Consider the following 25,536-nt stretch of genomic DNA (forward strand, 5'->3'; position numbering starts at 1 on the left):
ACATTCAAATCAGAGAGGAGCCCAGTCATGGCCCCCAAGGTTCTTGTATCCGACAAGCTTTCGGAAACCGCAGTTCAGATCTTCCGCGACCGCGGCATCGAAGTCGACTTCCGCCCGGAACTCGGCAAAGACAAAGACGCGCTGGCCGCTGAAATCGGCAAATACGATGGCCTCGCCATCCGTTCGGCGACCAAGGTCACCGCGAAACTTCTGGAAAACGCGACCAACCTCAAGGTCGTTGGCCGCGCCGGTATCGGCACCGACAACGTCGACAAAGAGGCCGCATCGAAAAAAGGCGTGATCGTGATGAACACGCCGTTCGGCAACATGATCACCACCGCCGAGCACGCGATTGCGATGATGTTCTCCGTTGCGCGCCAGATCCCCGAGGCCTCGGCCTCGACCCATGCGGGCAAATGGGAAAAGTCGAAGTTCATGGGTGTCGAGCTGACCGCGAAAACCCTTGGCGTGATCGGCGCTGGCAACATCGGCGGCATCGTGTGCGACCGCGCCCGCGGCCTGAAGATGAAGGTCATCGCGTTCGACCCCTTCCTCTCGCCCGAAAAGGCCGAGAAAATGGGCGTCGAGAAAGTCGAGCTGGAAGACCTGCTCAAGCGCGCCGATTTCATCACCCTGCACGTGCCGCTGACGGATTCGACCCGCAACATCCTCTCGCGCGAGAACCTTGCGAAAACCAAGAAGGGCGTGCGCATCATCAACTGCGCCCGTGGCGGTCTGGTTGACGAAGAGGCGCTGGCCGAGATGCTGAAATCGGGCCATGTTGCTGGCGCAGCCTTCGACGTGTTCTCGGTTGAACCTGCGGTCGAAAACCCGCTGTTCAACCTGCCGAACGTGGTCTGCACGCCGCACCTTGGCGCCTCGACCACCGAAGCGCAGGAAAACGTGGCCCTTCAGGTTGCCGAGCAGATGGCGAACTACCTGCTGGACGGCGCTGTCGAGAACGCGCTCAACATGCCCTCGATGACCGCCGAAGAAGCCAAGACGATGGGTCCGTGGGTGAAACTTGCGCAGCACCTTGGCTCGTTCATCGGCCAGATGACCGACGATGCGATCAAAGCGATCAACATCACCTATGACGGTCAGGTTGCAGGCATGAACCTCAAGGCGCTGGATGCGGCAGTTGTGGCTGGCATCATGAAGGCGTCGCAGCCCGATATGAACATGGTTTCGGCTCCGGTTGTCGCGAAAGAGCGCGGCATCCAGATCTCGACCACCTCGCAAGACAAGTCGGGCGTGTTCGACGGCTATATCAAAGTGACCGTTGTCACCGAGTCGCTGGAACGTTCGATCGCTGGCACCTGCTTCTCGGATGGCAAACCGCGCTTCATCCAGATCAAGGGCATCAACATCGACGCCGAAGTGGGCGAGCACATGCTCTACACCACCAATGCCGACGTTCCGGGCATCATCGGCAAGCTCGGCACCCTGCTGGGCCAGCACGAGGTGAACCTTGCGAACTTTACCCTTGGTCGCGCAGCGGCTGGCGGTCAGGCTATCGCAATTGCCTATCTCGACAGCCCGCTGAACCCGGACGTCGCAAACGAGCTGCGCGCGACCGGCATGTTCCAGCAGGTCAAGGCGCTTGAGTTCCAGCTCTGATCGAGCAGAAATATTCCACCGAAACCCCGGCCCCAGCGGCCGGGGTTTTGCGTTTGCGGCATTGCCTTTTTACACAGCCCCTTTAGGTTCGAACTTATGACCATCACCTATGCCATTGGCGATATTCACGGGCATCTCGACAAGCTACGGCTTGCCCATGACCTGATCGCGCAGGACCGCGCGCAGAATGGCGAGCCATCTACGCCGGTTATCCATCTTGGCGACCTGATCGACCGAGGGCCGGACTCGCGCGGGGTGATCGACCTGTTGATGCAGGGGCAGGCGGCGGGCGAGCCGTGGCAGGTCATCAAGGGCAATCACGACCGGATGCTTCTGGGCTTTCTGGCCGATCCGCATACTCCCGATCCGGGCCTGAGCCGCCCGCTGCCTTATACATGGAAGAACATCGGCGGGCATACGACCCTGGCCAGCTATGGCGTGGATGCGGCCGAAGATCGCCCGCTGGACGATATTCACGCGGATGCAGTGCTTGCGGTTCCGCAGGAGCATCAGGACTGGATTGCAGCCTTGCCGCTTTACCATCAACGTGGGGACGCGCTGTTCGTCCATGCTGGCGTTCGCCCCGGTATTGCGCTTGCAGATCAGAGCGAGGAAGACCTCCTCTGGATCCGCCAACCTTTCCATGACGACCTGCGCGACCACGGGGCTTTGGTCGTGCACGGCCACACTCCGGTTGACGAGGCCACGCATTACGGCAACCGCCTGAACCTCGATACCCGCGCCGGATATGGTGGCCCTGTCACCGCCGCCGTGATCGAGGGGCGCGCGGCATGGCAACTGACCCCCTCGGGCCGTGTGCCGTTACGTCCCGTGCCGTGACGTTCCGTCACTTGACCTCGGGGAACTGGCGCGCATGGCGCCACCTGCCGTAGCGTGATGCCAAATCTCGCTTCAGGGAGGATCCCATGACCGACATCGTTATTCTTGCTGGCGCGCGCACGCCGATTGGCACTTTCGGAGGGGCGCTTTCGGCCCTTTCCCCGATCGAACTGGCCACCATCGCCGCGCGTGAGGCCATCTCCCGTTCGGGCCTGCCTGCGGACAAAATCGAGCAGGTCGCCTTTGGCCATATCATCAACACCGAGCCGCGCGATATGTATCTCTCGCGTGTGGCCTCGGTCGATGCTGGCGTTCCGGTGGGCACGTCTGCGATGAACGTGAACCGGCTGTGCGGCTCGGGGCTTCAGGCGATTGTCTCGATGGCGCAGTCGATCACTCTTGGCGACGCAGACTTCGCGCTCGCGGGCGGCGCGGACTGCATGAGCCGTTCGCCGCACATCCTGCAATCGGGGCGCTTCGGGCAGAAGATGGGTGATACGCGCATGGTCGACATGATGATCGGCGCACTCTCGTGTCCCTTCGGCACGGGTCATATGGGTGTCACCGCTGAAAATGTTGCCGAAGAGCACACCATCACCCGTGAGGAGCAGGACGCCTTCGCCCTTGAAAGCCAGCGTCGCGCCAAAGCCGCAATCGAGGCAGGCCACTTCAAGGCAGAGATCGTCCCCGTCGAGATCAAGACCCGCAAGGGCGTGCAAACCGTCGATACCGACGAGCACCCCAAGGAAACGACGCTCGAAGGTCTGGCCAAGCTGAAACCGGCCTTCCGCAGGGACGGGTCTGTCACGGCGGGCAACGCGAGCGGCATCAACGACGGTGCCGCCGCCGTGGTTCTGGCGCGCGAAAGTGCCGCGCGTGCCGCCGGCCTGACACCTCGCGCGCGTATCCTTGGCTATGCCGTCGCGGGCGTGCGCCCCGAGGTTATGGGCATCGGCCCGATCCCGGCGGTTCAGGCGTTGTGCAAGAAGACGGGTCTTGGCGTGGACGACTTCGACATCATCGAATCGAATGAGGCCTTCGCCGCGCAAGCCTTGGCTGTGACGAAAGAGCTTGGCCTTGATCCTGCGAAGGTTAACCCTGATGGCGGCGCGATTGCCCTTGGCCATCCGGTCGGCGCCACCGGTGCGATGCTGACGGTCAAAGCGATGTATGCCCTTGAACGCACAGGCGGAAAGCGCGCGCTTATGACCATGTGCATCGGCGGCGGCCAAGGGATCGCTGTCGCAATCGAGCGGATCTGACACCCTCCTGCGCCGCAGGAAAAGCAACACAAAATTTGGCCGGATTAAGGGTTAATTCACCCCGTCCAGCCTATGCTCCGGTCAAAGAGATCAGGCCCAGGTGTTGCGAGTATGTCCTCGACTTTAGCTGACAAGCTAGCCCAGGAACGCCGCGCCCGCCTCGCGGCGGAGCGGCTTCTGGACCAGAAAAAGCAGGAATTGTTCGCGGCGAACCAAAAGCTCGCGCAGCATGCGCGCGCTCTTTCCACGCAGCTTGAAGAACAGCGCCACGGCCTCGCCCGCGCCATGAACGAGGCCGAGACGCTCAAGGGCGAGAATACACGCGTGCGCGGCGATCTGGAACGCGCGCATTCGATGGCGATGATCGCGCGGCGACGCCTGTGGGATGCGCTCGAGACCGTGCAGGACGGCTTTGCGGTTTATGATTCCGATCTGTGCCTGATCGTCGCAAACAAGGCCTATCTGCGGTTTTTTAAAAGCGAGATCGAACTGAACCCCGGCATATCCTACGCCGAGGTCTTGCAGCTTGTCGCCTCGCGCGGGCTGGTCGATCTTGGCGGACGCGATCCGCTGGACTGGCAACACGAGATGATCGCACGCATCCGCCGCGACCAGATCGAGCCCTTCATCCTTGAAACCCGCGGCGGGCGCCATATCAAGCTGATCGACCGCTGGGGCAGCGACGGCGATCTCGTCTGCCTGTCACAAGACATCACCCATATGATCGAACGCGAGAATGAGCTACGTGAAGCCCGTGATCGTGCCGAAGCCGCCAGCCGCGCGAAATCCGCCTTCCTTGCGAATATGAGCCACGAGATCCGCACCCCGATGAACGGGGTAATCGGCATGGCGGAACTCCTGAACGACACCGATCTGAACGAGGATCAACGCCTGTTTGCCGAGACCATCCGCTCGTCGGGCGAGGCGCTGCTGACCATCATCAACGATGTCCTCGACTATTCGAAAATTGAAGCCGAGCGGCTACAGCTTTACCCCGAGCCCTTTGATCTGGAGCGTTGTATCCACGAGCTTCTGGTGCTGCTGCAGGCCAGCGCGAAAGACAAGGGCGTCAAGCTTCTGGTGGATTACGATCTGTTCATGCCGACGCGATTTATCATGGATCCCGGTCGTATCCGGCAGGTTTTGACAAACCTTCTGGGCAATGCCGTCAAGTTCACCGAGCAGGGCAGTGTTCTTGTCCGCGTCGTCGGCTATGAGCAGCCCTCGGGAGAGTATGAGCTGCATGTCACAATCGAAGATACAGGCATCGGCATTGCGCCCGAAAACCTCGGCAAGGTTTTTGGCGAGTTCGATCAGGTCGAATCCGAGAAGAACCGCAAGTTCGAAGGCACCGGGCTTGGCCTCGCGATTACCCAGAAGCTGATCACGATGATGGGCGGAACGGTCTGGGTCGACAGCGAGCCGGGTGTCGGGTCGAACTTCGGCTTCAAGATTACAGTCCCTTGCGCCGAAGTTATCGAGGAGGACAACGGACCCACCGCCCCCATTCATCTGAAGGCAGCGCTGGTCATCGACGACCTTCTGGTGAACCGGATCATCCTTGAACGCCAGCTACAGACCTACGGTCTTGATGTAGTGCTTTGCCGCAGCGGCGAAGAGGCGATCCATGTGCTCGAAGATGGCGGATCGTTCGACCTTGTTCTGACCGATTTCAAAATGCCCGGTATGGATGGCGTCACATTGGCGAAAACGATGCGGGCAAAGGGACTTGATGCGCCAATTCTGATGCTTTCCTCCGACCCCGAGGCGATCGACAAGGCACAGCTGGAATGTGAAAATATCAGCTGCCTTGAAAAGCCGGTGCTGCGGTCCGACCTGATCCGGCAGTTGCGGAAAATCTCGCACACCGAGACACAGGCCGACATGTCGCCCGCACCACAGCCCCCATCCGCGCCGCCCCCCTCTCGCCCCGAGGCGGCCCTCAAACGCAAGATGTGTGTCCTCGCCGCCGAGGACAACCGGACCAACCAGCTCGTTCTGGGAAAGATGGTCAAAGACCTGCATATCGACCTGCATTTCGCCAATAACGGACGTGAGGCGGTCGAGATGTGGCGCAAGCTCAACCCTGATCTGATCCTGATGGATATTTCGATGCCTGAGATGGATGGGCGCGAAGCCTCGCGCCTGATCCGCGCCGATGAGGTGGATCGCGGCGGGCATGTCCCGATCTGCGCCATCACCGCCCATGCGATGGAAGGGGATTCTGAGCATATCTTTGCCGCCGGCATTGACTATTATCTAACTAAGCCACTGAAAAAAGCCGTTATTTCCGAACGCATCCTTGCACATATTCCGAAGGATGCGCGCGACCCTGTGACAGGGGTCTGATTAACCGAAAGAGGCCAGGATCGTCAGGAATTCTTCTGCGAAGCGATCGAGTTTAGCCTCGTTCAGCTTGGCAATACGGGCCAGTTCGACGCGGTCGCGCGGGCGATGCTCGGCGATCCGGCGCACCTCGGACGAGGTCAGTGACATCGGGCGGCCCGTGCCATCCGGTCCGCGCTGCAAACGTTGCTGCGCCTCGTTCAACTGGTCGAACAGATCCGCCGCACCGCTGCCTGCCAGCTTGCGCCGGTGCGGGTGCATCGACACGGTCTCGCCCACGATAACCTCAAGAAACGCCGTGCCATAGCTTTCAAGCTTGCGCGCGCCAACCCCGCCAATCCGCGCAAACTCATCAAGGTTTTGCGGCCGCGTCTCGGCCATCTCGATCAGCGTGCGGTCGTTGAACACCATATAGGCGGGCAATCCGGCAGCCTCGGCAATGGCGCGCCGCTTGGCCTTGAGCGCCGAAAGCAAGGGCGCATCTTCCTCCGAGACCAGCGCCTTGACCACCGGCCCCTGCCTGGCTTTGCGCAGCGCATCGCGCCGCAGCGTTACGGTTTCTTCGCCGCGCAAAACAGGGTGCGCGCGTTTCGTCATCACCAGCGCGCCGTGGCGTTCGGCATCGGGACGCACCAGATCAAGCCCCATCATCTGCCGGAACACCGCCTGCCATTGCGGGCGCGTCAACTCTTTGCCAACCCCGAAGGTCGGCAAACGGTCATGCCCGCGCGCGCGGATCTTGTCGTTCGTATGCCCGAGCAAAATCTCGATCAGATGACCCGCGCCATAGGATTCTTCGGTCCGCAGCGCCGCCGAAAGCGCCTTGCGCACCGGATCGGTGGCGTCGAACAGCTCGGGCGGAGTGTCGCACAGATCGCAATTGCCACAGGGCTCGGGTAGCTTTTCCCCGAAATATCCGAGCAACTGCTGCCGACGGCACGAGATCGCCTCGGCCAGCCCCAAAAGCGCGTTCAGCCGCCCGTGGTCCGCCGCTTTGCGGTCGAAGGGCGCAAGCCCCTCGTCAATCTGGGTGCGGCGCAGGCGAATGTCCTCGGGGCCGTAAAGCGTGTAGGTTTCGGCCGCAGCACCATCGCGCCCCGCCCGACCGATTTCCTGATAATAGGCCTCGATCGACTTGGGCAAATCGGCATGGGCAACCCACCGGATGTCCGGTTTATCGACGCCCATCCCGAAGGCCACCGTCGCGACAACGATCAACCCGTCTTCCTGCTGAAAGCGCGCCTCGACAATGCGGCGATCCTCGGCCTCCATGCCGCCGTGATAGAAGCACGCGCTATGCCCCGCCTCATTGAGCGCCTGCGACAGGCTTTCGGTTTTCGCGCGAGAGGCGCAGTAAACAATCCCCGACTGCCCCTTGCGCGCGGCGGCAAAATTCAGGATCTGCCTGCGCGGCTGGTCCTTGGGCGCGAAGGCCAAATGGATATTGGGCCGGTCGAAACCGCGCAGGAAGGATGCGGGTGTGCGCCCTTCGAACAGGCGCTCGACAATTTCGGCGCGGGTTTCCTCGTCCGCGGTGGCCGTAAAAGCCGCCAAGGGCACGCCCAGCGCGCGCTTCAACTCGCCGATGCGCAGGTAATCGGGGCGGAAGTCATGACCCCACTGGCTGACACAATGGGCCTCGTCCACGGCAATCAGTGACACCTGATGGCGGCGCAGAAGGGCCGTCGCACCCCCCGTCGCCAGTCGCTCTGGTGCCATATAAAGAAGCTTCAACTCGCCTTTGGACAGCGCTTCAAAAACGGCCTCGGTTTCCTCTTCGGTATTGCCCGAGGTAAGCGCCCCCGCCGCAACCCCGTTTTCCCGAAGCGCGCGCACCTGATCGCGCATCAGCGCGATCAAGGGCGAGATAACCACCGTCAGGCCGGGCAGGCACAGCGCCGGAAGCTGAAAGCACAGCGACTTGCCCCCGCCCGTCGGCATGATCGCCAGCGTATCGCGCCCGTCCAGAATGGCACGGACGATTTCTTCCTGACCGGGGCGGAACGCCTGAAATCCGAAGACCGAGGCGAGAAAATCCTCGGCCGAAGATGGTGCGGCACCATCGGGCATCGGTCACATTCCGTAGAAGAAGCCGGCGTTATTGCGCAGCGCCATTCGCAGGACAATCAGGCCGATGAACGCCACCAGCGGCGCCAGATCCAACATGCCGGTGTTGGGCAGGATGCGGCGGATACGCCCGTAGATCGGCTCCAGCAGGTTATTCACCCCGAACCAGATTTGCGCGACAAGCGGCTGGCGCAGGTTCAGCACCTGAAAGTTGATCAGCCAGCTCATCACGATATGCGCGATCATGATGAAATAGACCACACCGAGAATGAGATCGAGAGCCTGATAGAGCGTGACCATGTGTTGCCTCCGAAATGCGTTCCGACACAGGTAAGGCAGGCGCGCGCCGCTTGCAACCGCTGCGCGCGGGTAAGGTTTCCGTGACGTCGTGATTGACCCTCGCAGGAATGCAGGCCACCTCGGACGCAGGAGGCCGCTTTCATGTATCCTTATGTTCGTTTTCTCAAAGAAGCCCTTAAGGCCCGCGCAGCAACCCCGCTCCCCCCGCTTGAGACCCATATCAGCCACCACATCTGCTGGCCGTGGGACATCGACCCGTGGATGGAAATGAACAACGGCCGGACCTTGACGCTCTATGATCTGGGGCGCGTCGGGCTGTCCATCCGTTGCGGCCTGTGGGCCGCGCTGAAAAGCAACCGTTTCGGCATGGTGGTCGCTGGGGCTTCGGTGCGCTATCGGCGTCGGATTACCGCCTTCCGCCCGTTCGAGATGCGCTCGCGCTGCGTGGGGTGGGACGGGCGTTTCATGTATCTCGACCAGTCGATGTGGCAGGGTGGGGAGTGCTCCAGCCAAGTGTTGATCCGTGGAGCTGTAACCTCGAGAGGCGCTATGATCGCGCCTGAACGCCTGATTACCGCGATGGACCCGGCCCTGGCTTCGCCCGAACTGCCCGCATGGGTGCAGAACTGGGCCGAGGCCGACAATACCCGCCCCTGGCCGCCGCAAGTCTAGGCACTGTCTTGCGCCCGTCACGGAAATCGGGCTTCATCCCCTTAACGGGTCAGGGGGTGACACATGATAACCACGAAAAAGCGCATCTGGGGCTGGTTCTTCTTTGATTGGGCAAGCCAGCCCTACAACACCCTTCTGCTGACCTTCATCTTTGCGCCCTTCATGAATGACCTTCTGGGCGATGGCTCCAGCGCGCAAACGGTCTGGGGCTATGGCGTCGGCATTGCGGGCATCCTGATCGCCGTTTCGGCCCCGTTTCTGGGGGCTATCGCGGACAAAGCGGGCCGTCGACTGCCCTTCATCTGGGTGTTTTCGCTCATGTATGTGATCGGGGCTTGGGGGCTGTGGTATGCCAACCCCGAGGATTTCAGCCTGTTTTTCGTGATGCTCTCCTTCGCGATCGGCCTGATCGGGATGGAGTTCGCGACGACATTTACCAACGCCATGCTGCCCGACCTCGCCCCGCGCGAAGAAATCGGCAAGGTCTCGGGTTCTGGCTGGGCCTTCGGTTACGTCGGAGGGATGCTCTCGCTGATCGTCATGCTGGCGTTTTTGCAGATAAACCCGACGACCGGCAAAACCCTGGTCGGCCTGCCGCCGCTGTTCGGCCTTGATCTAGCCACGCGCGAGGATACGCGCATCGTCGGCCCGCTGAGCGCCGTCTGGTATGCGGTGTTCATGGTGCCCTTTTTCCTGTGGGTGCGCGAGCCGCGCCATCTGGGTGCGGTGCCTGTCCGTCAGGCCGCGCGCGCCGCTTGGCCAGAGCTTAAGGCGACACTGCGCACCCTGCCCCGTTCGCGCAACCTGTTCATGTATCTCCTCTCCTCCATGAGCTACCGCGACGCGCTGAACGGCATCTACACCTTTGGCGGCCTCTATGCGGCGGGGGTCTTGGGCTGGTCGATCATCCAGATCGGCATTTTCGGGATTCTCGGCACAATCACCGGTGCGATCTTTGCGTGGCTTGGCGGGCGCGCAGATGCCCGCTTTGGGCCTAAACCTGTCATCACCTTCTGCCTTGTGCTGTTTGTGGGCGTGGTGATCGGGATCGTCTTTATCTCGCGCCAAAGCGTGTTCGGGATACCCGTCACCGCAGACAGCGCCCTGCCCGACATCGCCTTCTACGTCATGGGCGGGCTGATCGGCGCGGGCGGCGGTGTTCTGCAAGCGGCCAGCCGGACAATGCTGGTGCGTCAGGCCGACCCCGCAAAAATCACCGAACATTTCGGCCTTTACGCGCTCTCGGGCAAGGCGACCTCTTTCGTCGCACCACTTGCCATCGGCATCACCACCCAGATCACCGGCGATCAGGCAATGGGCATTACGCCGATCATCGGTCTTTTCATCCTCGGGTTGATTTTGCTAACCTTCGTCAAGCCGGACGGGGACGCGCCCCGCCCCTGAGACAAGGAGCCCGAAGCGATGCTGAAACCTCTGGTCTTGTGCCTTGGCGTCGCCGCCAGCCTTGCCGCACCCGCCCGCGCCGAACAACTGGCCAGAACGCTGTTTGGTGCAGTCGATGCCCCTGCGGGCAAGACATCCGAGGCAATCGGCTTCTATTCCAAAGGCTGCGCCTCGGGGATGGCAGAGCTGCCCGAAACCGGCCCGACATGGCAGGCGATGCGGCTCTCGCGCAACCGCAACTGGGGACAACCCGAGATGATCAGCTTTTTGCAGGATCTCTCGCGTTTTGCCGCAACGCTTCCGGGATGGCAGGGACTTTACATCGGCGACATCAGCCAGCCACGCGGCGGCCCGATGACATCAGGCCACGCGAGCCACCAGATCGGGCTGGATGCGGACATCTGGATGCTGCCGCCGAAATCCCTGCGGCTCAGCCGATCAGAGCGCGAGAAGATCAGCTCGATCTCGGTGCGCACCGAAGACCAGCGCAATATCAACCGCAACTGGACCGCGCAGCATATGGAGCTTTTGAAAGCGGCCGCTTCAGATCCGCGCGTGGACCGCGTCTTCGTCACAGCTCCCGCCAAGATCGAAATGTGCAAGACGGCGCGCGGAAATCGCGACTGGCTGCAAAAGGTGCGCCCGATCTACGGGCATAACTACCACTTCCATGTGCGCCTGAAATGCCCCAAGGGCGACCGCGCGTGCGAGACCCAAAAGCCGACGGTCGCGCAGCTCTCGAAAGGCGGCGACGGATGCGATAAGACGCTGGAATGGTGGGTAACGGATTACCTTAAACCGCAACCCGCTCCGAAAAAGCCGAAGAAACCCGCGCCCGTCAAGAAATCCGCGAAAACCTACACACTTGCCGATCTTCCCAACCAATGCCGAAACCTTGTCATAGCGCGATGAAGCTGGCTCCCGTCTGGGGGCTGCTTGCCCTTTGCCACGGCTTTGCGGCCTCGGCGGAAACGGCAAGCTTCGTGCAAAGCTATGAATGGATCGTGTCCACTCAAGAGGGGTTTGGCGGGTTTTCGGCGCTTGAACTGGCCGATGACGGGGTGCGGTTCCTTGCCGTCTCTGACAGGGCGACGGTGTGGCGCGGCGCGCTGGAACGCGATGCGGCCGGGACAATTGCCGCCGTATCTCTGGACAGTGAACCCAAATTCCTGCGCGATAAATCCGGCAATCTGCTGTCCATCTTCGAGGCAGATTCAGAGGGTGTCGCACTGGCGCCGGATGGCTCGATCTATGTGTCTTTCGAGGGGCTGCACCGCATTGTGCATTACGCCACCGATGACGGCCCCTCCGATCCTCTTCCCCGCCCCGAGGCGTTTCGCGATTTCAAGCGTAACGCCTCACTCGAGGCGCTCGCTCTCGATAACACGGGAGCACTTTATACCCTGCCCGAACGTTCCGGCGCTTTGGGGCGGCCCTTTCGGGTGTTCCGGTTCCGCGACGCGAGATGGGAACAACCGTTCTCGATCCCGCGCGAGGGCAATTGGCTGCCTGTGGGCGCGGATTTCGGCCCCGACGGGCGCCTTTACCTTTTGGAGCGCGACTTCTGGGGGCTGATCGGTTTTCTGTCGCGCGTGCGCGTGTTCGCGATCTCGGGCGACACAATTTCCGGCGGGGAGGTGCTTTTCGAAACCCGCGCAGGGCGCCACGACAATCTTGAGGGGATTTCGGTCTGGCGGGACAGATCCGGCGCTATCCGCCTGACGATGATCTCGGACGACAATTTCCGCCTGCTGCAACACACCGAAATCGTCGAATACCGCCTGGACTGACGCATTTTCATTGACTCACCCGCAAAACGGCGCATAAGGCGCGCTGCCTGCGCCTCGGCGCGGGGCATGTCACCGCTACCATGTCAAAAAACGGTTCAGAAAATGAAACGCTTCTTTCCTGGCATTCTTGCCATGGCCGCCATCGTCGTGGCCTCGAACATCCTCGTGCAGTTTCTCGTCGGAGACTGGCTGACCTGGGGTGCCTTTACCTATCCGTTCGCCTTCCTCGTGACCGACGTGATGAACCGCGTCTATGGGCCTGCCGCCGCGCGCCGCGTTATCTTGGCGGGGTTTGTTGTGGGTATTGTCTGCTCGCTCATCGGCAGCCGGATCATGCTGCAAGGCGACGGGTTCGAATACCCCGCCGTGACGCTGCGCATCGCGATTGGCTCGGGCGCGGCCTTCCTTGTGGCGCAGATGATGGATGTTGCCGTCTTCAACCGCCTGCGCGATGGCGCATGGTGGCGCGCGCCGCTGGTGTCTACGCTTGTCGGCTCGTCGCTGGATACGGCGATCTTCTTCTCGATCGCCTTCGCGGCGCAGTTTTCGACCCTTGAGCCGACTAATGACGTCTCTTGGGCGAACGAGCTTGTGCCCCTTCTGGGTGCTGGTGCGCTGACGCCTTTGTGGATGTCTCTGGCCTGCGCAGATTGGCTGGTTAAGGTTGCACTTTCGTTAATCGCGCTGGTGCCTTTCAAAGCAATTGTCACGAAACTATCGCCAAAGGTTGCGTAAAAGTTTTTGACAAACACAAGATATGTGGCAACCTGTCGATAACGGCAGCGCAATGAAAGGAGGTGGTCCAGTGTCTAGAGTGATATTGGAGAGGGGTATCGGGACAGTCAGGGGGGCCGTGGCCTGAAGGCAAACTTTCGGGCAAAGAACTCTGGCTGGGCCGGCAGGTTCGCCAAGACCCTAACCGGACCATCTCCGTAGATCTCGAGGGCCGCTCTTGTAGCGGCCCTTTCTATTTTGCCGTTGCGGGGCTGGACCTGAGCCGCGAATAGTGGCATCGGTTTTCTGGGCTACAGGAGGCAGACATGAGCGAAACCGCGACCGATATTCAGCAACTCAGCTTTGAAGAGGCCATGAAGGCGCTTGAGCAGGTCGTCGGACAGCTTGAACGCGGCGAGGTTCCGCTGGATCAACTGATCAAGCTCTCCGAGCGCGGCGCGGCGCTGAAAGCCCATTGTGCCAAGCTGCTGAAAGCCGCCGAAGAGCGCGTCGAGAAAATCACGCTGGACGCCAACGGGCAGCCGGGCGGCACCGTTCCCACCGAAGGTTTGTAATGTTTGAAACCCGCTTGAAGGACGTTCAGCACGAAGTTCAGATCGCGCTGGATACCGCAATTGCACGTTTGCCCGAAGGGGCGCTTCGGGATGCCATGGCCTATGCCGCACAAGGGGGCAAGCGCCTGCGTGCCTTTCTGGTGCTGGAAAGTGCGGCGCTCTTCGGCATTCCGGCAGAACGCGCCATGCCTGCCGCCGCTGCCGTCGAGGCGCTACATGCCTACAGCCTTGTGCATGATGACATGCCCTGCATGGACGATGATGACCTGCGCCGTGGGTTGCCGACGGTGCATGTGAAATGGGATGAGGCGACGGCTGTTCTGGTGGGCGACGCGTTGCAAACCCTTGCGTTCGAGCTGTGCTGCGCGCCCGAACTTGGCGCGCCTGATCGCCGGATTGCGCTGGTCGCAGCTTTGGCCAAGGCGTCAGGCGCCGAAGGGATGGTCTACGGGCAGGCTCTCGACATCGCGGCCGAAACAGCAGCCGCCCCGCTATCGCTGGATGAGATTATCAGATTGCAGGCAGGCAAAACCGGCGCGTTGATCTGTTTCGCCGCCGAAGCCGGAGCCATCCTTGCCGGCGAGGATCGTGCGCCACTCGCACGCTATGCGACCGCTCTTGGCCTGGCATTCCAGATTGCCGACGATATTCTGGATGTCGAAGGGAGCGAGGAACAAACCGGCAAGCGGGTGGGCAAAGATGCGGACGCGGGCAAGGCGACATTTGTGTCCCTGCTTGGCTTGGACGGCGCGCGGAAACGCGCCGCCGAGTTGATAGACGAGGCGGAACAGGCACTTTCCGGCTATGGCGCAAGCGCACAAAACTTGCGAGATGCCGCGCGCTTCGTTATTGCCCGTAATAATTGATTAAGGTGACATGACGATGACCCCGAGCACGCCAGTTTTGGACAAGGTGCGGCTTCCTTCCGATATGAAGGGGCTGTCAGACCGCGAGCTGAAGCAGCTTGCCCACGAGCTACGCACCGAGACGATCTCGGCGGTCTCGGTCACTGGCGGGCATCTGGGCGCGGGGCTTGGCGTGGTCGAGCTGACCGTCGCGCTTCATGCCGTGTTCGACACACCGCGCGACAAGATCATCTGGGATGTCGGCCATCAGTGTTACCCGCACAAAATCCTGACCGGTCGGCGCGACCGTATTCGCACGCTGCGCGAAGGCGGCGGGCTGTCGGGCTTTACCAAACGTTCCGAAAGCCCCTATGACGCCTTTGGCGCGGGCCACAGCTCGACCTCGATCTCGGCGGCTGTCGGCTTTGCGATAGGGCGCGAACTTGGCGCGGAAACCGGCGACGCGATTGCGGTCATCGGGGATGGCGCACTGACGGGCGGTATGGCCTTCGAAGCGCTGAACCACGCAGGCCACCTTGGCAAGCGGGTCTTTGTGGTCCTCAATGACAACGAGATGTCGATCGCCCCGCCCGTGGGTGCGCTTTCCAGCTATCTGACGCGACTTTACGCCGAAGGCCCGATGCAAGACCTCAAGGCCGCCGCGAAAGGCGCGGTCAGCCTTTTGCCCGACGTGTTTCAGGAAGGGGCGCGCCGCGCGAAGGAAATGCTCAAGGGCATGGCGGTGGGCGGCACTTTGTTCGAGGAACTGGGCTTTTCCTATGTCGGGCCGGTAGACGGGCATGATCTCGATCAGCTTTTGCCGCTGATGCGGATGCTGAAAGACCGCGCCAAGGGGCCGGTTCTGATCCACGCGCTGACGAAAAAGGGCAAGGGCTATGCCCCCGCCGAGGCGCGCGCCGACAAGGGCCATGCGACCGCGCGGTTCGATGTGGCCACTGGCTCGCAGCACAAATCACCCTCGAACGCGCCGAGCTACACCAAGGTTTTTGCCGAAAGCCTGACCAAAGAGGCCGAGGCCGACGACAAGATCGTCGCGATCACGGCCGCAATGCCCGACGGCACTGGCCTGAACCTTTTTGCCGAGCGCTTCCCGCGCCGCTGCTTTGACGTTGGCATCGCCGAACAGCACGCCGTCACCTTCTCGGCGGGGCTTGCCGCAAGCGGGCTCAAACCCTTCTGCACGATCTATTCGACCTTCCTGCAGCGCGGCTATGACCAGATCGTCCATGACGTCGCGATCCAGCGCCTGCCGGTGCGCTTTGCGATTGACCGCGCGGGGCTTGTGGGCGCCGATGGAGCCACCCACGCAGGCAGCTATGACGTGGCCTTCCTTGCGAACCTGCCGGGCATGGTGGTGATGGCCGCCGCCGATGAGGCCGAGCTGGTCCATATGGTCGCCACCGCTGCCGCCTATAACGATGGCCCGATTGCCTTCCGTTATCCGCGTGGCGAAGGCATTGGCGTTGATATGCCCGAGCGCGGTGAGCCGCTTGAAATCGGCAAGGGTCGGATGATCGCCAAGGGCGGGCGCGTCGCGATCCTGTCGTTCGGCACGCGCCTCTCCGAAGTCATGAAAGCGCGCGAGGCGCTGATGGCGCGGGGCATCCCCCCCACGGTTGCGGATGCGCGCTTTGCCAAGCCTCTGGATACCGATCTGATCTTGCAGCTTGTCGCGGATCACGAGGCGCTGATCTGCATCGAGGAAGGCGCGGTTGGCGGCTTTGGCAGCCATGTCGCACAATTCCTGTCAGAGCAGGGCGTGTTCGACCGCGGCTTCAAGTTCCGCTCAATGGTGCTGCCCGATACGTTCATTGACCATAACTCGCCCGAAGCGATGTATGAAAGCGCCCGCATGAACGCGCCGCAGATCGAGGAAAAGGTGCTCGAAGTGCTGGATATTGCGGTCGCGAAACGCGCTTAAGCGCGGGACAGGATGTAGCGCGCGGTCATCAGGTCAAGATGAGCGCCGCCGCCGTTCTTGCTGATGGTGATTTCGTCGGCAGACTGACGGGCAAAACAGCCGCTCGGCAGATCGTAGTAATCCGCGATGATGTCCTCTTCACGCAGCACACCGCGCGCGACCGGGTCGCGGAATTCGCCGATATGATGAACGGTCGTGGCGCGGGCATCGCAAAAGACACGCGCCTTTTGCAGGGCAACATCATCGACCTCGCGCATATCGGGGCGATAGGCGCCGATCAGGTCCAGATGCGTTCCGGGAGCGATCCAGTCGCCGCGCAGATAGGGTTCTGTCGCCATCGTCGTGGTCGCAATGACATCCGCGCCCGCCACGGCATCGGCCAGATCGGGGACCGCAGTCGCACCCACTGCGTCAGCAAGCGCCTGCGCGCCAGCGTGCGTCCTGTTCCAGATCGAAATCTCCGCCTGCGGGAAGGCCGCGCGATAGGCCGTGACCATTGAACGCGCCACATTCCCCGCCCCGCAAATCAAAAACCGCCGTGCATCGGGCCGCGCCAGCTTGCGCGTCGCCAGAAGGCTGTCACCCGCGGTCTTCCATTTGGTCAGCAGGTGAAAGTCGACCATCGCCTCAAGCTGGCCAGTCGCATCATCCATCACGTTGACCGCGCCGTTGACGGCGGGCAACCCCGTCGCACCATTGCCCGGATTGACCGTGACGACCTTGACCAAAAGGCCAAACCCGTCGATCCACGCCGCCCGATTCAAAAGCGTATCCGCGCCACGATAGAGAAAGCTGTCCGACACCTGCGCACGCGGCAAGGAATGCGCGGCTTCAATCGCATCGCTCAGCCCGATCCAGTCGAGACGCGCCTCAACCTCTGGTCCGATGAATGTCACGCTCATGCGGCTTCCTCCTCGGACAACAGCCCTTCACCGACCAGCCGCGCAGCCCAGCCTTGCGGCCCTTCGAACAGATGGGTTTTCCAGCCGCGTTCGTGGGCGGCAAAGATATTGTCCGCGCGGTCATCGGTGAACAGAAGCTGCCCGCCCGACAGACCGCAGTCCTCTTCAACCATCTCGTAAATCCGCGCCTCGGGTTTGATGACGCCCATATGCCCCGAGACATAGGCCCGGTCGAACTGTGTCAGGAACGGGTAAATCCCTTGGGCATAGTCAAACGTCCCGATCCCGAAATTCGTGAGTGCAAACACTGGGATGCCCTTGGCTTGCAGCGCCTTCATCAGGCGCACCGAACGTGGGATTTCGGGCGAGGCCATCTCGATCCAGTCGTCGTGCCAGCGCCGGATCGCCTCGCGCCAGTGCGGATAGCGGTCCGCGAACGCGTAGATCGTTTCTTTGAACGGCCCGCCGCGGTCGATCACGTCGTTCATCCCGTGCAGATCAACTTCGGCAAACATCGCACGACGCTCGGCCTCGGGCATAAGACGGTCATAATGCCGCTCGGGGTTCCACTCGATCAGGACGTTCCCGATGTCAAAAATCACCGCTTCAATCATGCGCTTCCCTCATCGCAGCCCGCACCACACGGTCGAGCACTTCCAGAAATCGAGACCTGTCGGCCCTGGAGAAGGCCTTGCCGCCGCCCTGCCGGAACGGATCGGCCGAGCGCAGATCCTGCATCAGATCGCGCATCGCCAGAACATTGCCGATATTCGCGGGCGTCAGTGCCTCGCCGTCGGGGCGCAGAACGCGCGCACCCGCCTCAACGCATTTCGCGGCCAGCGGGATGTCGTTCGTCACCACAACATCACCACGTCCCGCGCGGTCTGCGATGTATTTGTCGGCCTCGTCCGGTCCTTCGGCCACATAGATCATCCGCACCAGCGGGTTGTCCGATGGCCGAAGTCCTCCGTTTGACACCAGCGCCAACACCTGCCCGAGCCGTGTCGCGACACGCTCGGCCTCGGCCTTTACGGGGCAGGCGTCAGCGTCGATCCAGATCACCGCCAAAGCGCCTCGGCGTGGAAGGCGATATGCTCGGGGATGAAGGTCGAGACGAAGTAATAGCTGTGGTCATAGCCCGCGTGCATACGGAACTCGCCCGCCTGACGACGCTTCATCATCGCTCCTGCCAGCCCCTCGGGGCGCAAGAGATCAAGGAACTGGTCATTCGCCCCTTGGTCAATCAACACCTCGCCGTCAAAGCCCGCATGTTCCATCAGATGCGTCGCGTCATGGGCAAGCCATGCGCCCTCATCCGCGCCCATATAGGCGCCCAGTTGCTTGCGGCCCCAGTCGCTTTGTGTCGGCTGTGCAATCGGCGCGAAGGCCGAGACCGAACGGAACCGCCCCGGCACGCCCATCGCCAGCGTCAGCGCACCATGCCCGCCCATCGAATGGCCGGTGATCGAGTGGCGCTCTTCGTCGATCGCGAAATTCGCGGTGACGATGCGCGGCAGCTCGTCCGCCACATAATCCCACATGCGGAAATGCTGCGCCCAGGGCTGCTCGGTCGCGTTCACATAAAAGCCCGCGCCCTTGCCCAGATCATAGGCTTCGTCGTCCGCCACATCGTCGCCACGCGGCGAGGTATCGGGGAAGACCAACGCGATGCCATGCTCGGCCGCCCATTTCTGCGCGCCGGTCTTGAACATGCCGTTTTCATGCGTGCAGGTCAGCCCCGCCAGATACCACAGCACCGGAACCGGCATCTGTTCGGCCTCTTCGGGCAGGAACAGGCCAAAGGTCATCTCGCCGCCCGTCGCCTCGGACGTATGGCTATAGACGCCCTGCACGCCGCCGAAACATTTGCTTTCAGATACAGTTTTCATAGCGGCCTCCTTAGCCAGTTACCCAAGCAATCACTGCGGGGATTGTGAGGATACTGATCGCGGTCGAGATCAGGATTGCGGCGGATACCCGCTGCGGAGCGACATTGTAGTGACTTGCAAGGATATAGACATTGCCCGCGACAGGCAAAGCGGCGGCCGAAATCATGACGCCGGCGGCATATGGTTCGACGTCAAACACCCAAAGCGCGGCGACCGCGATTGCCAGCGGATGCAGCACCAGCTTGGCAAATGACAGCCACGCCGCGGGGCCAAGGCGCTCGGCGTTTTTGTCGGCCAGCGAGGCGCCGATAGCAAACAGCGCGCCCGGCGTCGCCGCCGCGCCAAGGATCGAGACGAACTCCTGCAAGGGCGCGGGCATCGGAATGTGCAACCCTGCCCAAAGAAGCCCCGCCACCATCGACACGATCATCGGGTTTTTCAAAAGCCCTTTCAGCAACGCGCCGACACTGATTTTGCCATGGCGCGCGCCGGTGATAATCATGGTGATGAGCGAGGAAAACACGATCAGATCAATCGCGAGAACCATCAGCACCGGACCAACCGCCGGCTCGCCGAGCAGCACCACAAGCATCGGCACGCCCAGAAACCCGGTGTTACCCGTCATGCCGGTATGTGCCTCCATCGCGGCCCCCGTCACCGGCAGCTTGCGCGCCCGCGCGACCGCAAAGCCGATCACCCAGACCAGCGCCGAACCGATCAGATAGGCCAGAAAGAAATCGAGGTCGAACAGCTCTTCCAGCGGAAGTGTCGCAGTAAAGCGAAACAGCATCGCCGAAAGCGCGAAATAGAAGACGAATTTCGTCAGCCACGCCGTCGCCTCGGGCGTAAAAAAGCGGATGCGGCCAGCGAACCAGCCAAGCCCGATCAGGCCGAAGAAAGGAAGCGTCTTAAGAAAAATCGCGAGCATGGGCGTAGCGGTAGCATGGGCCAACCGCCCTTGCCAGCAGGCAATTTTCAAATTCGCTCAAATCTGCGGTCAGCCGCCGCCGATCAGAACGCCCGCCGCAAAGACCAGCACGCCGCCCAGAACCACCTGCATCACCGCACGCATAAACGGGGTTTCCATATAGCGGTTCTGAATCCACGCAATCGCCCAGAGCTCCACAAACACAACGATCATCGCGATAATCGTCGCGGTCCAGAAATCCGGGATCAGATAGGGCAGCGCGTGACCTAACCCGCCAACCGCGGTCATGATCCCCGAGGCAAAGCCGCGCTTGACCGGCGAGCCACGCCCCGAGATCACCCCGTCATCATGCGCGGCTTCGGTAAAGCCCATCGAGATCCCCGCCCCGACCGAGGCGGCAAGACCGACCAGAAATGTCGTCCATGTATCCTGCGTCGCAAAAGCCGTGGCAAAGATCGGCGCGAGCGTTGAAACCGAGCCATCCATCAGCCCCGCCAGACCCGGCTGCACCCATGTCAGAATGAACTGGCGGTGCGCCGCGCGGTCCTCGGATTCCTTTTCGTCATCGGTCAGGTGGGTCTGGCTTAATTCGGCGGCGGCCTGTTCGTGCCCTTGCTCGGCCGCGGCCAGATCGCCCAGAAGCTTGCGCGTCTCGGCATCGCTGGTTTGCTGCGCCGCGCGGGTGTAGAACTTTTGCGCCTCACGCTCCATCGCCTCCGCTTCGCCGCGAATGGTCTCAAGCGGCAAGTTCTCGGTCAGCCAGACGGGCTTGCGCGCGTAAAAGCCAGCCACATGCTCGCGCCGGATCAGCGGAATCACCTCGCCAAAGCGCGCCTGAAAGCGCTGGATCAACAGGCGGCGATGTTCATCCTCTTCGGCGGCCATGCCTTCGAAGACCCTGGCCGAGGCCGGATAGCCCGCCCGCAGCATCTCGGCATACTGGCGATAGATCCGCGCGTCATCCTCTTCGGACGAAATCGCGAGCGCCAGAACCTCTTTTTCGTCAAGGTCCGAGAACCGTCTGCGGGATGCCATGCCGGGGATCATATGCGCCTCCATCGTTACCCTGCCCGAAGATAGCGGCCCATTCCCAAAGAGCAACTAAACAGATCGGTTCAGATTTCCCTTGCAAAAGTGAACGACTCAGTTCATATCGAATTTCGAACCGATTAGTTCAGTTTTGGAGAGCAAAATGAAACGGATGATTCTGGGTGTTGTTCTTGGCTTGACGCTCGCAAATGCGGCGCTTGCGGGCGGTATGAGCTTTGATCTGCCGCGCCTCGACTTTCCCCTTGGCAGCGAAGAGGTAACGCAAACCTGCAACCCGCTGGTCCAGACCTGCGAATGACCTGCGCCAAGATGTCGCTTATTACGCGCGCTTTCGCCCACCCCGAAAGCGCGCGTAATCTTTTTTGGCCGCGTTCCGGCATAAATCCGGCTGCACACCCTTGAACAAATCCGCCGGTTTGCGATGCTGCGCGCAGCAATGCGGCAGGGTGGAGGGCCATGAGGATGGCAAGCGGCGCGCTCATCGCGATTGATGTGCAGAACGATTTTTGTCCCGGCGGCGCCCTGGCTGTGCCCGAGGGCGATGCGATCATCGCGCGGATCAACGCTTTGATGCCCGACTATTCGGTCGTCGTGCTGACGCAGGACTGGCATCCGCCGAACCACAGTTCTTTCGCCTCGACCCACGGTGCCGCGCCGTTCAGCGAAATCGCAATGCCATACGGGCAACAAACCCTTTGGCCCGATCACTGCGTCCAAGGATCGGAGGGCGCGCGACTGCATGACGACCTACATACCGACCCTGCCGATCTGATCATCCGCAAAGGCTTTCGTGCGGGGATTGATAGCTATTCCGCCTTTTTCGAGAATGACAAAACCACCCCGACGGGGCTGCATGGCTATCTGAGCGAGCGCGGCATAACCGATGTCACGTTCGTTGGCCTCGCGCTTGATTTCTGCGTCGCGTGGTCCGCGCTGGATGCGGCGCGGCTTGGCTATAAGGTCAGCGTGCTAGAGGGTGCCTGCCGCGCGATCGACCTGAACGGTTCCTTGGCCGAGGCCCGCCGCGCAATGCGGGACGCCGGCGTTTCACTTCAAGACTGATATGCACTGGACTTCTGAAATGGTTGATATTGCCACCCGCGTCTATAACCACAAATGGCAGATCGACCCGATTGTCCGGTCGCTGATCGACACCGATTTCTACAAGCTTCTGATGTGCCAGTCGGTGTTTCGCAACAAGCGCGAGACCCGCGTAACCTTCAGCCTGATTAATCGCACGAAATCGGTGCGGCTGGCGGAACTGATCGACGAAAAAGAACTGCGCGAGCAGCTTGATTATGCGCGCAGTCTTCGGCTGTCTCGTGGCGAAAGCACCTGGCTTCGGGGCAACACCTTTTACGGCAAGCGCCAGATGTTCCGCCCCGATTTCATGGAGTGGTTCGAGGGGTTCTCGCTGCCGCCCTACCATCTGGAGGTAAAGGACGGCCAATACGAACTGACCTTCGAGGGCAAGTGGCACGAGGTCATGATGTGGGAAATACCCGCGCTGGCCATTTTGATGGAGCTACGCTCGCGCGCGGTGACGCAAGAGATGGGGCGGTTCGAATTGCAGGTGCTTTACGCCCGCGCGATGACCCGCGTCTGGGAAAAGATCGAAAGCCTGCGCCAGATCGAAGGGCTGAAGATCGCGGATTTCGGCACGCGGCGGCGGCACGGGTTTCTGTGGCAGGACTGGTGCGTGCAGGCGATGCTGGAGGGTCTGGGCGATGCGACGCAAGGCGGCGCCTTCACCGGAACCTCGAACTGTCTGATCGCCATGCGCCGCGACATCGAAGCCATCGGAACGAACGCCCATGAACTGCCGATGGTCTATGCTGCCTTGGCCGAAACGGACACCGGTCTGCGCGATGCGCCCTACCGCGTTCTTGCGGACTGGCACGAGGAGCACGATGGCAACCTGCGCATCATCCTGCCCGACACATATGGCACCAAGGGCTTTCTGGACCACGCCCCCGACTGGCTGGCGGGCTGGACGGGGATGCGCATCGACTCGGGCGATCCGGCGGCAGGGGCAGAGACGGCGATCGACTGGTGGAAGGCGCGCGGCGAAGACCCGCGCCAGAAACTTGTGATTTTCTCGGACGGGCTGGATGTCGACAAAATCCGCGAGCTACACGCCCAGTTCACCGGACGCGTGAAGGTCAGCTTTGGCTGGGGCACGCTTTTGACCAACGATTTTCGCGGGTTTGTGCCCGATGATGCGCTCGCACCCTTTAGCCTTGTGTGCAAAGCGATCAGCGCCGACGGGCGCCCGACGGTCAAGCTGTCGGACAACCCGCAAAAGGCGATGGGACCAAAAGACGAGATCGCCCGCTACAAACGTGTGTTCGACGTCGGTCAGCAGCAGGCGTTCGAGGTGGTGGTGTAATCAGAGCACCACCGCGGTCAGCACGATATACAGCAGCGCAGCAAGCCCCGCCGAGGCCGGAACGGTAATCACCCAGGCCGCCGCAACCGTCAGCATATGCGAGCGGCGCACCAGCAGGCGGCGGCTGCGTTCCTCGGGCGGAACCACTTTGCCCTTTTTCAGGCCCAGAAGCTGCGCGCGGCGCTCGGCGTGCCATTCGCGGAAGAAGCCAACGCCAAAGATCCCGCCAACCGCGATATGCGTGGACGACACCGGCAGGCCCAGCCACGAGGCGACAATCACAGTGATTGCCGCCGACAGCGCCACACAATAGGCGCGCATCGGGTTGAGCTTGGTGATCTGCGAGCCGACCATGCGGATCAGCTTCGGCCCGAACAGCAACAGCCCGACCGAAATCCCCAAAGCGCCCGTCAGCATGACCCACAGCGGAATCGTCACTTTATCGGCAACATCCCCCGCCTCGACCGTATGCACGATAGCCGCCAGCGGGCCGACCGCATTCGCCACATCATTCGCACCATGCGCAAAGGACAAAAGCGCCGCCGATACGACCAACGGCACCGAGAATAGCGTCTTGAGCGATTTCTTGCGGTTCTCAAGGCCACGCGACTGGCGCGCGATCATCGGCTTTGAAAACAGCCACGAGGCAAAGCCCGCCACGACACCGATCACAATAGCCTGCACGAGCGTAATCTTGATCAGGTGCTTAAGCCCCTTAAGCGCAAGATAGGCAGCAAATGCCCCCGCCATGATCCCGATCAGGATCGGCACCCATTTGCGCGCCGCCGCGATCTTGTCATCGACATAGACGATCTTCGCCTTGATCAGCGCCAGAAACGCCGCCGCGATCACTCCGCCCAGAACGGGTGAAATCACCCAGCTTGCCGCAATCGCACCAAGCCCGCCCCAATCGACCGCGCCAAAACCGGCGGCCACGATCCCCGCGCCAACAACACCACCCACGATCGAGTGCGTCGTCGAAACCGGCGCGCCAAGCCATGTCGCAAGGTTCAGCCACAGGGCCGCCGCCAGAAGCGCCGACATCATCGCCCAAACGAACTGTGCGCTTGTCGCCATCTGCGCGGGGTCGATGATTCCCTTCGCAACGGTCTTGACCACATCGCCACCCGCAACCAGCGCGCCTGCGGTTTCGAACACAGCCGCGATAATCAGCGCGCCCCCAAGCGTCAGAGCATTTGCCCCGACCGCTGGCCCCATGTTGTTCGCCACATCGTTTGCGCCGATGTTCAGCGCCATATAGGCGCCGATCGCTGCGGCTGCGACGACGACAAAACTAACGGGCTGCGCGCCCATCAGGGCTGCCGAAAGCAGGCCTACAAAGATGATAAAGGCCAGCGCAATACCCGGCGCCACAAGCGGGCGCGAAACAAAGGCCGTAGCCTCTTCGAGGCGACCAATGCGCTTGAGATCCTTATCGAGTGTCTTCCACTGGTTTACCGGCTTTTCGGGGGGGAGGCTCACTGTCACGTTCCTGTCATTTAGGCGTTACATTGGCGCCCGACTAACGCGATTCCGCGGCCAAAACAACAGAAAGAAGTCTCACAAAGACCGAAGGATAGCCTTGAGTTCCTTTTCCGCGACGAGTTTCGCGGCTTCTTTGGGCGAAACCCATTTGCGCTTGCGCTCGGCTGCTTCGGGGTAATCCTCTTTCAGCTCTTCAACCCGAAGCGTGAAAACCTGCACCTTGACCAGGCGCTGCGCCTCGCCCTCCTCGGATTTGTCATAGGTGTAGCTGCCCACAGTGCCATCCGAGATTTTGCCTTTGGCGCCCGCCTCTTCCCAAGCTTCTTGCGCCGCCGCCTCGGCCAGCGTTTTACCGTTCATCGGCCAGCCCTTCGGGATGATCCAGCGCCCCGTCCCGCGCGAGGTCACCAGCAAAACCTCGGTTTTTTTGTCACGCTGGCGCAGGCACAATGCCGCGACCTGCAAGGCCGGAGGCCGCAGCCCCAACAGATTTGCCACAACTCGCCCGAACACAGC

25 protein-coding genes are annotated in these 25,536 nt (G+C 61.6%); 15 read left to right on the forward strand and 10 right to left on the reverse strand.

Features of this window, described 5'->3' with window-relative positions; all coding sequences use genetic code 11:
• The first annotated feature begins 27 nt into the window (after nt 1-27).
• The 4 genes from serA to RYZ20_RS09850 all read left to right on the forward strand — a co-directional run bounded on the left by serA (nt 28) and on the right by RYZ20_RS09850 (nt 6,071).
• Nucleotides 28-1,620, forward strand: coding sequence for a phosphoglycerate dehydrogenase (gene serA, locus RYZ20_RS09835; protein WP_317672937.1), 1,593 nt, complete (start codon nt 28-30; stop codon nt 1,618-1,620).
• 96 nt (nt 1,621-1,716) lie between these two features.
• Nucleotides 1,717-2,460, forward strand: a complete 744-nt coding sequence (locus RYZ20_RS09840) for a metallophosphoesterase family protein (RefSeq protein ID WP_317672938.1) — start codon at nt 1,717-1,719, stop codon at nt 2,458-2,460.
• A gap of 86 nt (nt 2,461-2,546) precedes the next feature.
• Nucleotides 2,547-3,722 carry an acetyl-CoA C-acyltransferase family protein gene (locus RYZ20_RS09845; RefSeq protein ID WP_317672941.1) on the forward strand — a complete coding sequence of 392 codons (1,176 nt, stop codon included), beginning with the start codon at nt 2,547-2,549 and terminating at the stop codon, nt 3,720-3,722.
• Nucleotides 3,723-3,833: 111 nt separating this feature from the next.
• On the forward strand, nt 3,834-6,071 hold the full coding sequence (locus tag RYZ20_RS09850; RefSeq protein WP_317672943.1) for a response regulator: 2,238 nt from the start codon (nt 3,834-3,836) through the stop codon (nt 6,069-6,071).
• Here the strand turns inward: RYZ20_RS09850 and recQ are convergent, their stop codons facing one another.
• Together recQ and RYZ20_RS09860 are read right to left on the reverse strand one after the other, a co-directional pair.
• Nucleotides 6,072-8,138 carry a DNA helicase RecQ gene (gene recQ, locus RYZ20_RS09855; RefSeq protein ID WP_317672945.1) on the reverse strand — a complete coding sequence of 689 codons (2,067 nt, stop codon included), beginning with the start codon at nt 8,136-8,138 and terminating at the stop codon, nt 6,072-6,074.
• A gap of 3 nt (nt 8,139-8,141) precedes the next feature.
• Nucleotides 8,142-8,435 (reverse strand): YggT family protein, encoded by a 294-nt coding sequence (locus RYZ20_RS09860; RefSeq protein WP_317672947.1) that lies wholly within the window; start codon nt 8,433-8,435, stop codon nt 8,142-8,144.
• Nucleotides 8,436-8,576: 141 nt separating this feature from the next.
• Between RYZ20_RS09860 and RYZ20_RS09865 the strand changes: the two genes are divergently transcribed.
• The 8 genes from RYZ20_RS09865 to dxs all read left to right on the forward strand — a co-directional run bounded on the left by RYZ20_RS09865 (nt 8,577) and on the right by dxs (nt 16,377).
• Entirely contained in the window at nt 8,577-9,107 is a 531-nt protein-coding gene (locus tag RYZ20_RS09865) for an acyl-CoA thioesterase (RefSeq protein ID WP_317672949.1), read from the forward strand.
• 63 nt (nt 9,108-9,170) lie between these two features.
• Complete coding sequence (locus tag RYZ20_RS09870; protein ID WP_317672951.1) at nt 9,171-10,511, forward strand: MFS transporter; 1,341 nt, start codon at nt 9,171-9,173, stop codon at nt 10,509-10,511.
• An 18-nt stretch (nt 10,512-10,529) separates the two neighbouring features.
• A complete protein-coding gene (gene mepA / locus RYZ20_RS09875; protein WP_317672953.1) occupies nt 10,530-11,423 on the forward strand; it encodes a penicillin-insensitive murein endopeptidase in 894 nt (297 codons plus the stop codon).
• Complete coding sequence (locus tag RYZ20_RS09880) at nt 11,420-12,301, forward strand: esterase-like activity of phytase family protein (protein WP_317672955.1); 882 nt, start codon at nt 11,420-11,422, stop codon at nt 12,299-12,301. Before mepA ends, RYZ20_RS09880 begins: the two co-directional genes overlap by 4 nt.
• A 102-nt stretch (nt 12,302-12,403) precedes the next feature.
• Nucleotides 12,404-13,036 carry a queuosine precursor transporter gene (locus RYZ20_RS09885; protein ID WP_317672957.1) on the forward strand — a complete coding sequence of 211 codons (633 nt, stop codon included), beginning with the start codon at nt 12,404-12,406 and terminating at the stop codon, nt 13,034-13,036.
• Between the two features lie 305 nt (nt 13,037-13,341).
• The gene (locus RYZ20_RS09890) at nt 13,342-13,590 is read left to right on the forward strand and encodes an exodeoxyribonuclease VII small subunit (protein ID WP_317672959.1); all 249 of its coding nucleotides are present in this window, start codon (nt 13,342-13,344) and stop codon (nt 13,588-13,590) included.
• Nucleotides 13,590-14,456 carry a polyprenyl synthetase family protein gene (locus tag RYZ20_RS09895; protein ID WP_317672961.1) on the forward strand — a complete coding sequence of 289 codons (867 nt, stop codon included), beginning with the start codon at nt 13,590-13,592 and terminating at the stop codon, nt 14,454-14,456. The genes RYZ20_RS09890 and RYZ20_RS09895 overlap by 1 nt, the downstream gene beginning before the upstream one ends.
• Before the next feature lie 10 nt (nt 14,457-14,466).
• Nucleotides 14,467-16,377 carry a 1-deoxy-D-xylulose-5-phosphate synthase gene (gene dxs, locus RYZ20_RS09900; protein ID WP_317672963.1) on the forward strand — a complete coding sequence of 637 codons (1,911 nt, stop codon included), beginning with the start codon at nt 14,467-14,469 and terminating at the stop codon, nt 16,375-16,377.
• On the opposite strand, the gene RYZ20_RS09905 is transcribed toward dxs, so the two are convergent.
• The 6 genes from RYZ20_RS09905 to mbfA form a co-directional block, all read right to left on the reverse strand.
• Nucleotides 16,374-17,279: an ornithine cyclodeaminase family protein gene (locus RYZ20_RS09905; protein ID WP_317672965.1), complete on the reverse strand. Its 906-nt coding sequence runs from the start codon at nt 17,277-17,279 to the stop codon at nt 16,374-16,376. The genes dxs and RYZ20_RS09905 overlap by 4 nt on opposite strands.
• Nucleotides 17,276-17,893 (reverse strand): HAD family hydrolase, encoded by a 618-nt coding sequence (locus RYZ20_RS09910; protein WP_317672967.1) that lies wholly within the window; start codon nt 17,891-17,893, stop codon nt 17,276-17,278. The genes RYZ20_RS09905 and RYZ20_RS09910 overlap by 4 nt, the downstream gene beginning before the upstream one ends.
• Nucleotides 17,886-18,347: a YaiI/YqxD family protein gene (locus RYZ20_RS09915; protein ID WP_317672969.1), complete on the reverse strand. Its 462-nt coding sequence runs from the start codon at nt 18,345-18,347 to the stop codon at nt 17,886-17,888. Before RYZ20_RS09915 ends, RYZ20_RS09910 begins: the two co-directional genes overlap by 8 nt.
• Entirely contained in the window at nt 18,338-19,168 is an 831-nt protein-coding gene (fghA, locus tag RYZ20_RS09920) for an S-formylglutathione hydrolase (RefSeq protein ID WP_317672971.1), read from the reverse strand. Before fghA ends, RYZ20_RS09915 begins: the two co-directional genes overlap by 10 nt.
• 10 nt (nt 19,169-19,178) lie before the next feature.
• The gene (locus RYZ20_RS09925) at nt 19,179-20,096 is read right to left on the reverse strand and encodes an AEC family transporter (RefSeq protein ID WP_317672973.1); all 918 of its coding nucleotides are present in this window, start codon (nt 20,094-20,096) and stop codon (nt 19,179-19,181) included.
• A 69-nt stretch (nt 20,097-20,165) separates the two neighbouring features.
• Complete coding sequence (gene mbfA / locus RYZ20_RS09930; protein ID WP_317672975.1) at nt 20,166-21,143, reverse strand: iron exporter MbfA; 978 nt, start codon at nt 21,141-21,143, stop codon at nt 20,166-20,168.
• A 145-nt stretch (nt 21,144-21,288) separates the two neighbouring features.
• On the opposite strand from mbfA, the gene RYZ20_RS09935 reads away from it, so the two are divergent.
• The 3 genes from RYZ20_RS09935 to pncB all read left to right on the forward strand — a co-directional run bounded on the left by RYZ20_RS09935 (nt 21,289) and on the right by pncB (nt 23,535).
• Nucleotides 21,289-21,444, forward strand: coding sequence for a hypothetical protein (locus tag RYZ20_RS09935; RefSeq protein WP_317672977.1), 156 nt, complete (start codon nt 21,289-21,291; stop codon nt 21,442-21,444).
• Nucleotides 21,445-21,602: 158 nt separating this feature from the next.
• A complete protein-coding gene (gene pncA / locus RYZ20_RS09940) occupies nt 21,603-22,208 on the forward strand; it encodes a bifunctional nicotinamidase/pyrazinamidase (RefSeq protein ID WP_317672979.1) in 606 nt (201 codons plus the stop codon).
• Nucleotides 22,209-22,227: 19 nt separating this feature from the next.
• Nucleotides 22,228-23,535: a nicotinate phosphoribosyltransferase gene (pncB, locus tag RYZ20_RS09945; protein WP_317673020.1), complete on the forward strand. Its 1,308-nt coding sequence runs from the start codon at nt 22,228-22,230 to the stop codon at nt 23,533-23,535.
• Here the strand turns inward: pncB and RYZ20_RS09950 are convergent, their stop codons facing one another.
• Both RYZ20_RS09950 and RYZ20_RS09955 read right to left on the reverse strand, forming a co-directional pair.
• Complete coding sequence (locus RYZ20_RS09950) at nt 23,536-25,017, reverse strand: inorganic phosphate transporter (RefSeq protein WP_317672981.1); 1,482 nt, start codon at nt 25,015-25,017, stop codon at nt 23,536-23,538. It lies immediately after the preceding gene.
• Between the two features lie 78 nt (nt 25,018-25,095).
• The gene (locus tag RYZ20_RS09955) at nt 25,096-25,518 is read right to left on the reverse strand and encodes an NUDIX hydrolase (RefSeq protein WP_317672983.1); all 423 of its coding nucleotides are present in this window, start codon (nt 25,516-25,518) and stop codon (nt 25,096-25,098) included.
• Between the last annotated feature and the right edge of the window lie 18 nt (nt 25,519-25,536).

The sequence above is a fragment of the Pseudothioclava alba genome (genome assembly GCF_033100795.1).
In the GTDB taxonomy this organism is placed as follows: domain Bacteria; phylum Pseudomonadota; class Alphaproteobacteria; order Rhodobacterales; family Rhodobacteraceae; genus Pseudothioclava.

What these genes read in the sequence shown, in the direction of transcription:
- RYZ20_RS09865 (WP_317672949.1), top strand. Translation starts at nt 8,577, where the DNA reads ATGTATCCTTATGTTCGTTTTCTCAAAGAAGCCCTTAAGGCCCGCGCA.
- dxs (WP_317672963.1), top strand. Translation starts at nt 14,467, where the DNA reads ATGACGATGACCCCGAGCACGCCAGTTTTGGACAAGGTGCGGCTTCCT.
- recQ (WP_317672945.1), bottom strand. Translation starts at nt 8,138, where the DNA reads ATGCCCGATGGTGCCGCACCATCTTCGGCCGAGGATTTTCTCGCCTCG.
- RYZ20_RS09860 (WP_317672947.1), bottom strand. Translation starts at nt 8,435, where the DNA reads ATGGTCACGCTCTATCAGGCTCTCGATCTCATTCTCGGTGTGGTCTAT.
- fghA (WP_317672971.1), bottom strand. Translation starts at nt 19,168, where the DNA reads ATGAAAACTGTATCTGAAAGCAAATGTTTCGGCGGCGTGCAGGGCGTC.
- RYZ20_RS09845 (WP_317672941.1), top strand. Translation starts at nt 2,547, where the DNA reads ATGACCGACATCGTTATTCTTGCTGGCGCGCGCACGCCGATTGGCACT.
- pncB (WP_317673020.1), top strand. Translation starts at nt 22,228, where the DNA reads ATGGTTGATATTGCCACCCGCGTCTATAACCACAAATGGCAGATCGAC.
- RYZ20_RS09905 (WP_317672965.1), bottom strand. Translation starts at nt 17,279, where the DNA reads ATGAGCGTGACATTCATCGGACCAGAGGTTGAGGCGCGTCTCGACTGG.
- RYZ20_RS09880 (WP_317672955.1), top strand. Translation starts at nt 11,420, where the DNA reads ATGAAGCTGGCTCCCGTCTGGGGGCTGCTTGCCCTTTGCCACGGCTTT.
- serA (WP_317672937.1), top strand. Translation starts at nt 28, where the DNA reads ATGGCCCCCAAGGTTCTTGTATCCGACAAGCTTTCGGAAACCGCAGTT.
- mbfA (WP_317672975.1), bottom strand. Translation starts at nt 21,143, where the DNA reads ATGATCCCCGGCATGGCATCCCGCAGACGGTTCTCGGACCTTGACGAA.
- mepA (WP_317672953.1), top strand. Translation starts at nt 10,530, where the DNA reads ATGCTGAAACCTCTGGTCTTGTGCCTTGGCGTCGCCGCCAGCCTTGCC.
- RYZ20_RS09840 (WP_317672938.1), top strand. Translation starts at nt 1,717, where the DNA reads ATGACCATCACCTATGCCATTGGCGATATTCACGGGCATCTCGACAAG.
- RYZ20_RS09925 (WP_317672973.1), bottom strand. Translation starts at nt 20,096, where the DNA reads ATGCTCGCGATTTTTCTTAAGACGCTTCCTTTCTTCGGCCTGATCGGG.
- RYZ20_RS09890 (WP_317672959.1), top strand. Translation starts at nt 13,342, where the DNA reads ATGAGCGAAACCGCGACCGATATTCAGCAACTCAGCTTTGAAGAGGCC.
- RYZ20_RS09935 (WP_317672977.1), top strand. Translation starts at nt 21,289, where the DNA reads ATGAAACGGATGATTCTGGGTGTTGTTCTTGGCTTGACGCTCGCAAAT.
- RYZ20_RS09850 (WP_317672943.1), top strand. Translation starts at nt 3,834, where the DNA reads ATGTCCTCGACTTTAGCTGACAAGCTAGCCCAGGAACGCCGCGCCCGC.
- pncA (WP_317672979.1), top strand. Translation starts at nt 21,603, where the DNA reads ATGAGGATGGCAAGCGGCGCGCTCATCGCGATTGATGTGCAGAACGAT.
- RYZ20_RS09885 (WP_317672957.1), top strand. Translation starts at nt 12,404, where the DNA reads ATGAAACGCTTCTTTCCTGGCATTCTTGCCATGGCCGCCATCGTCGTG.
- RYZ20_RS09895 (WP_317672961.1), top strand. Translation starts at nt 13,590, where the DNA reads ATGTTTGAAACCCGCTTGAAGGACGTTCAGCACGAAGTTCAGATCGCG.
- RYZ20_RS09910 (WP_317672967.1), bottom strand. Translation starts at nt 17,893, where the DNA reads ATGATTGAAGCGGTGATTTTTGACATCGGGAACGTCCTGATCGAGTGG.
- RYZ20_RS09870 (WP_317672951.1), top strand. Translation starts at nt 9,171, where the DNA reads ATGATAACCACGAAAAAGCGCATCTGGGGCTGGTTCTTCTTTGATTGG.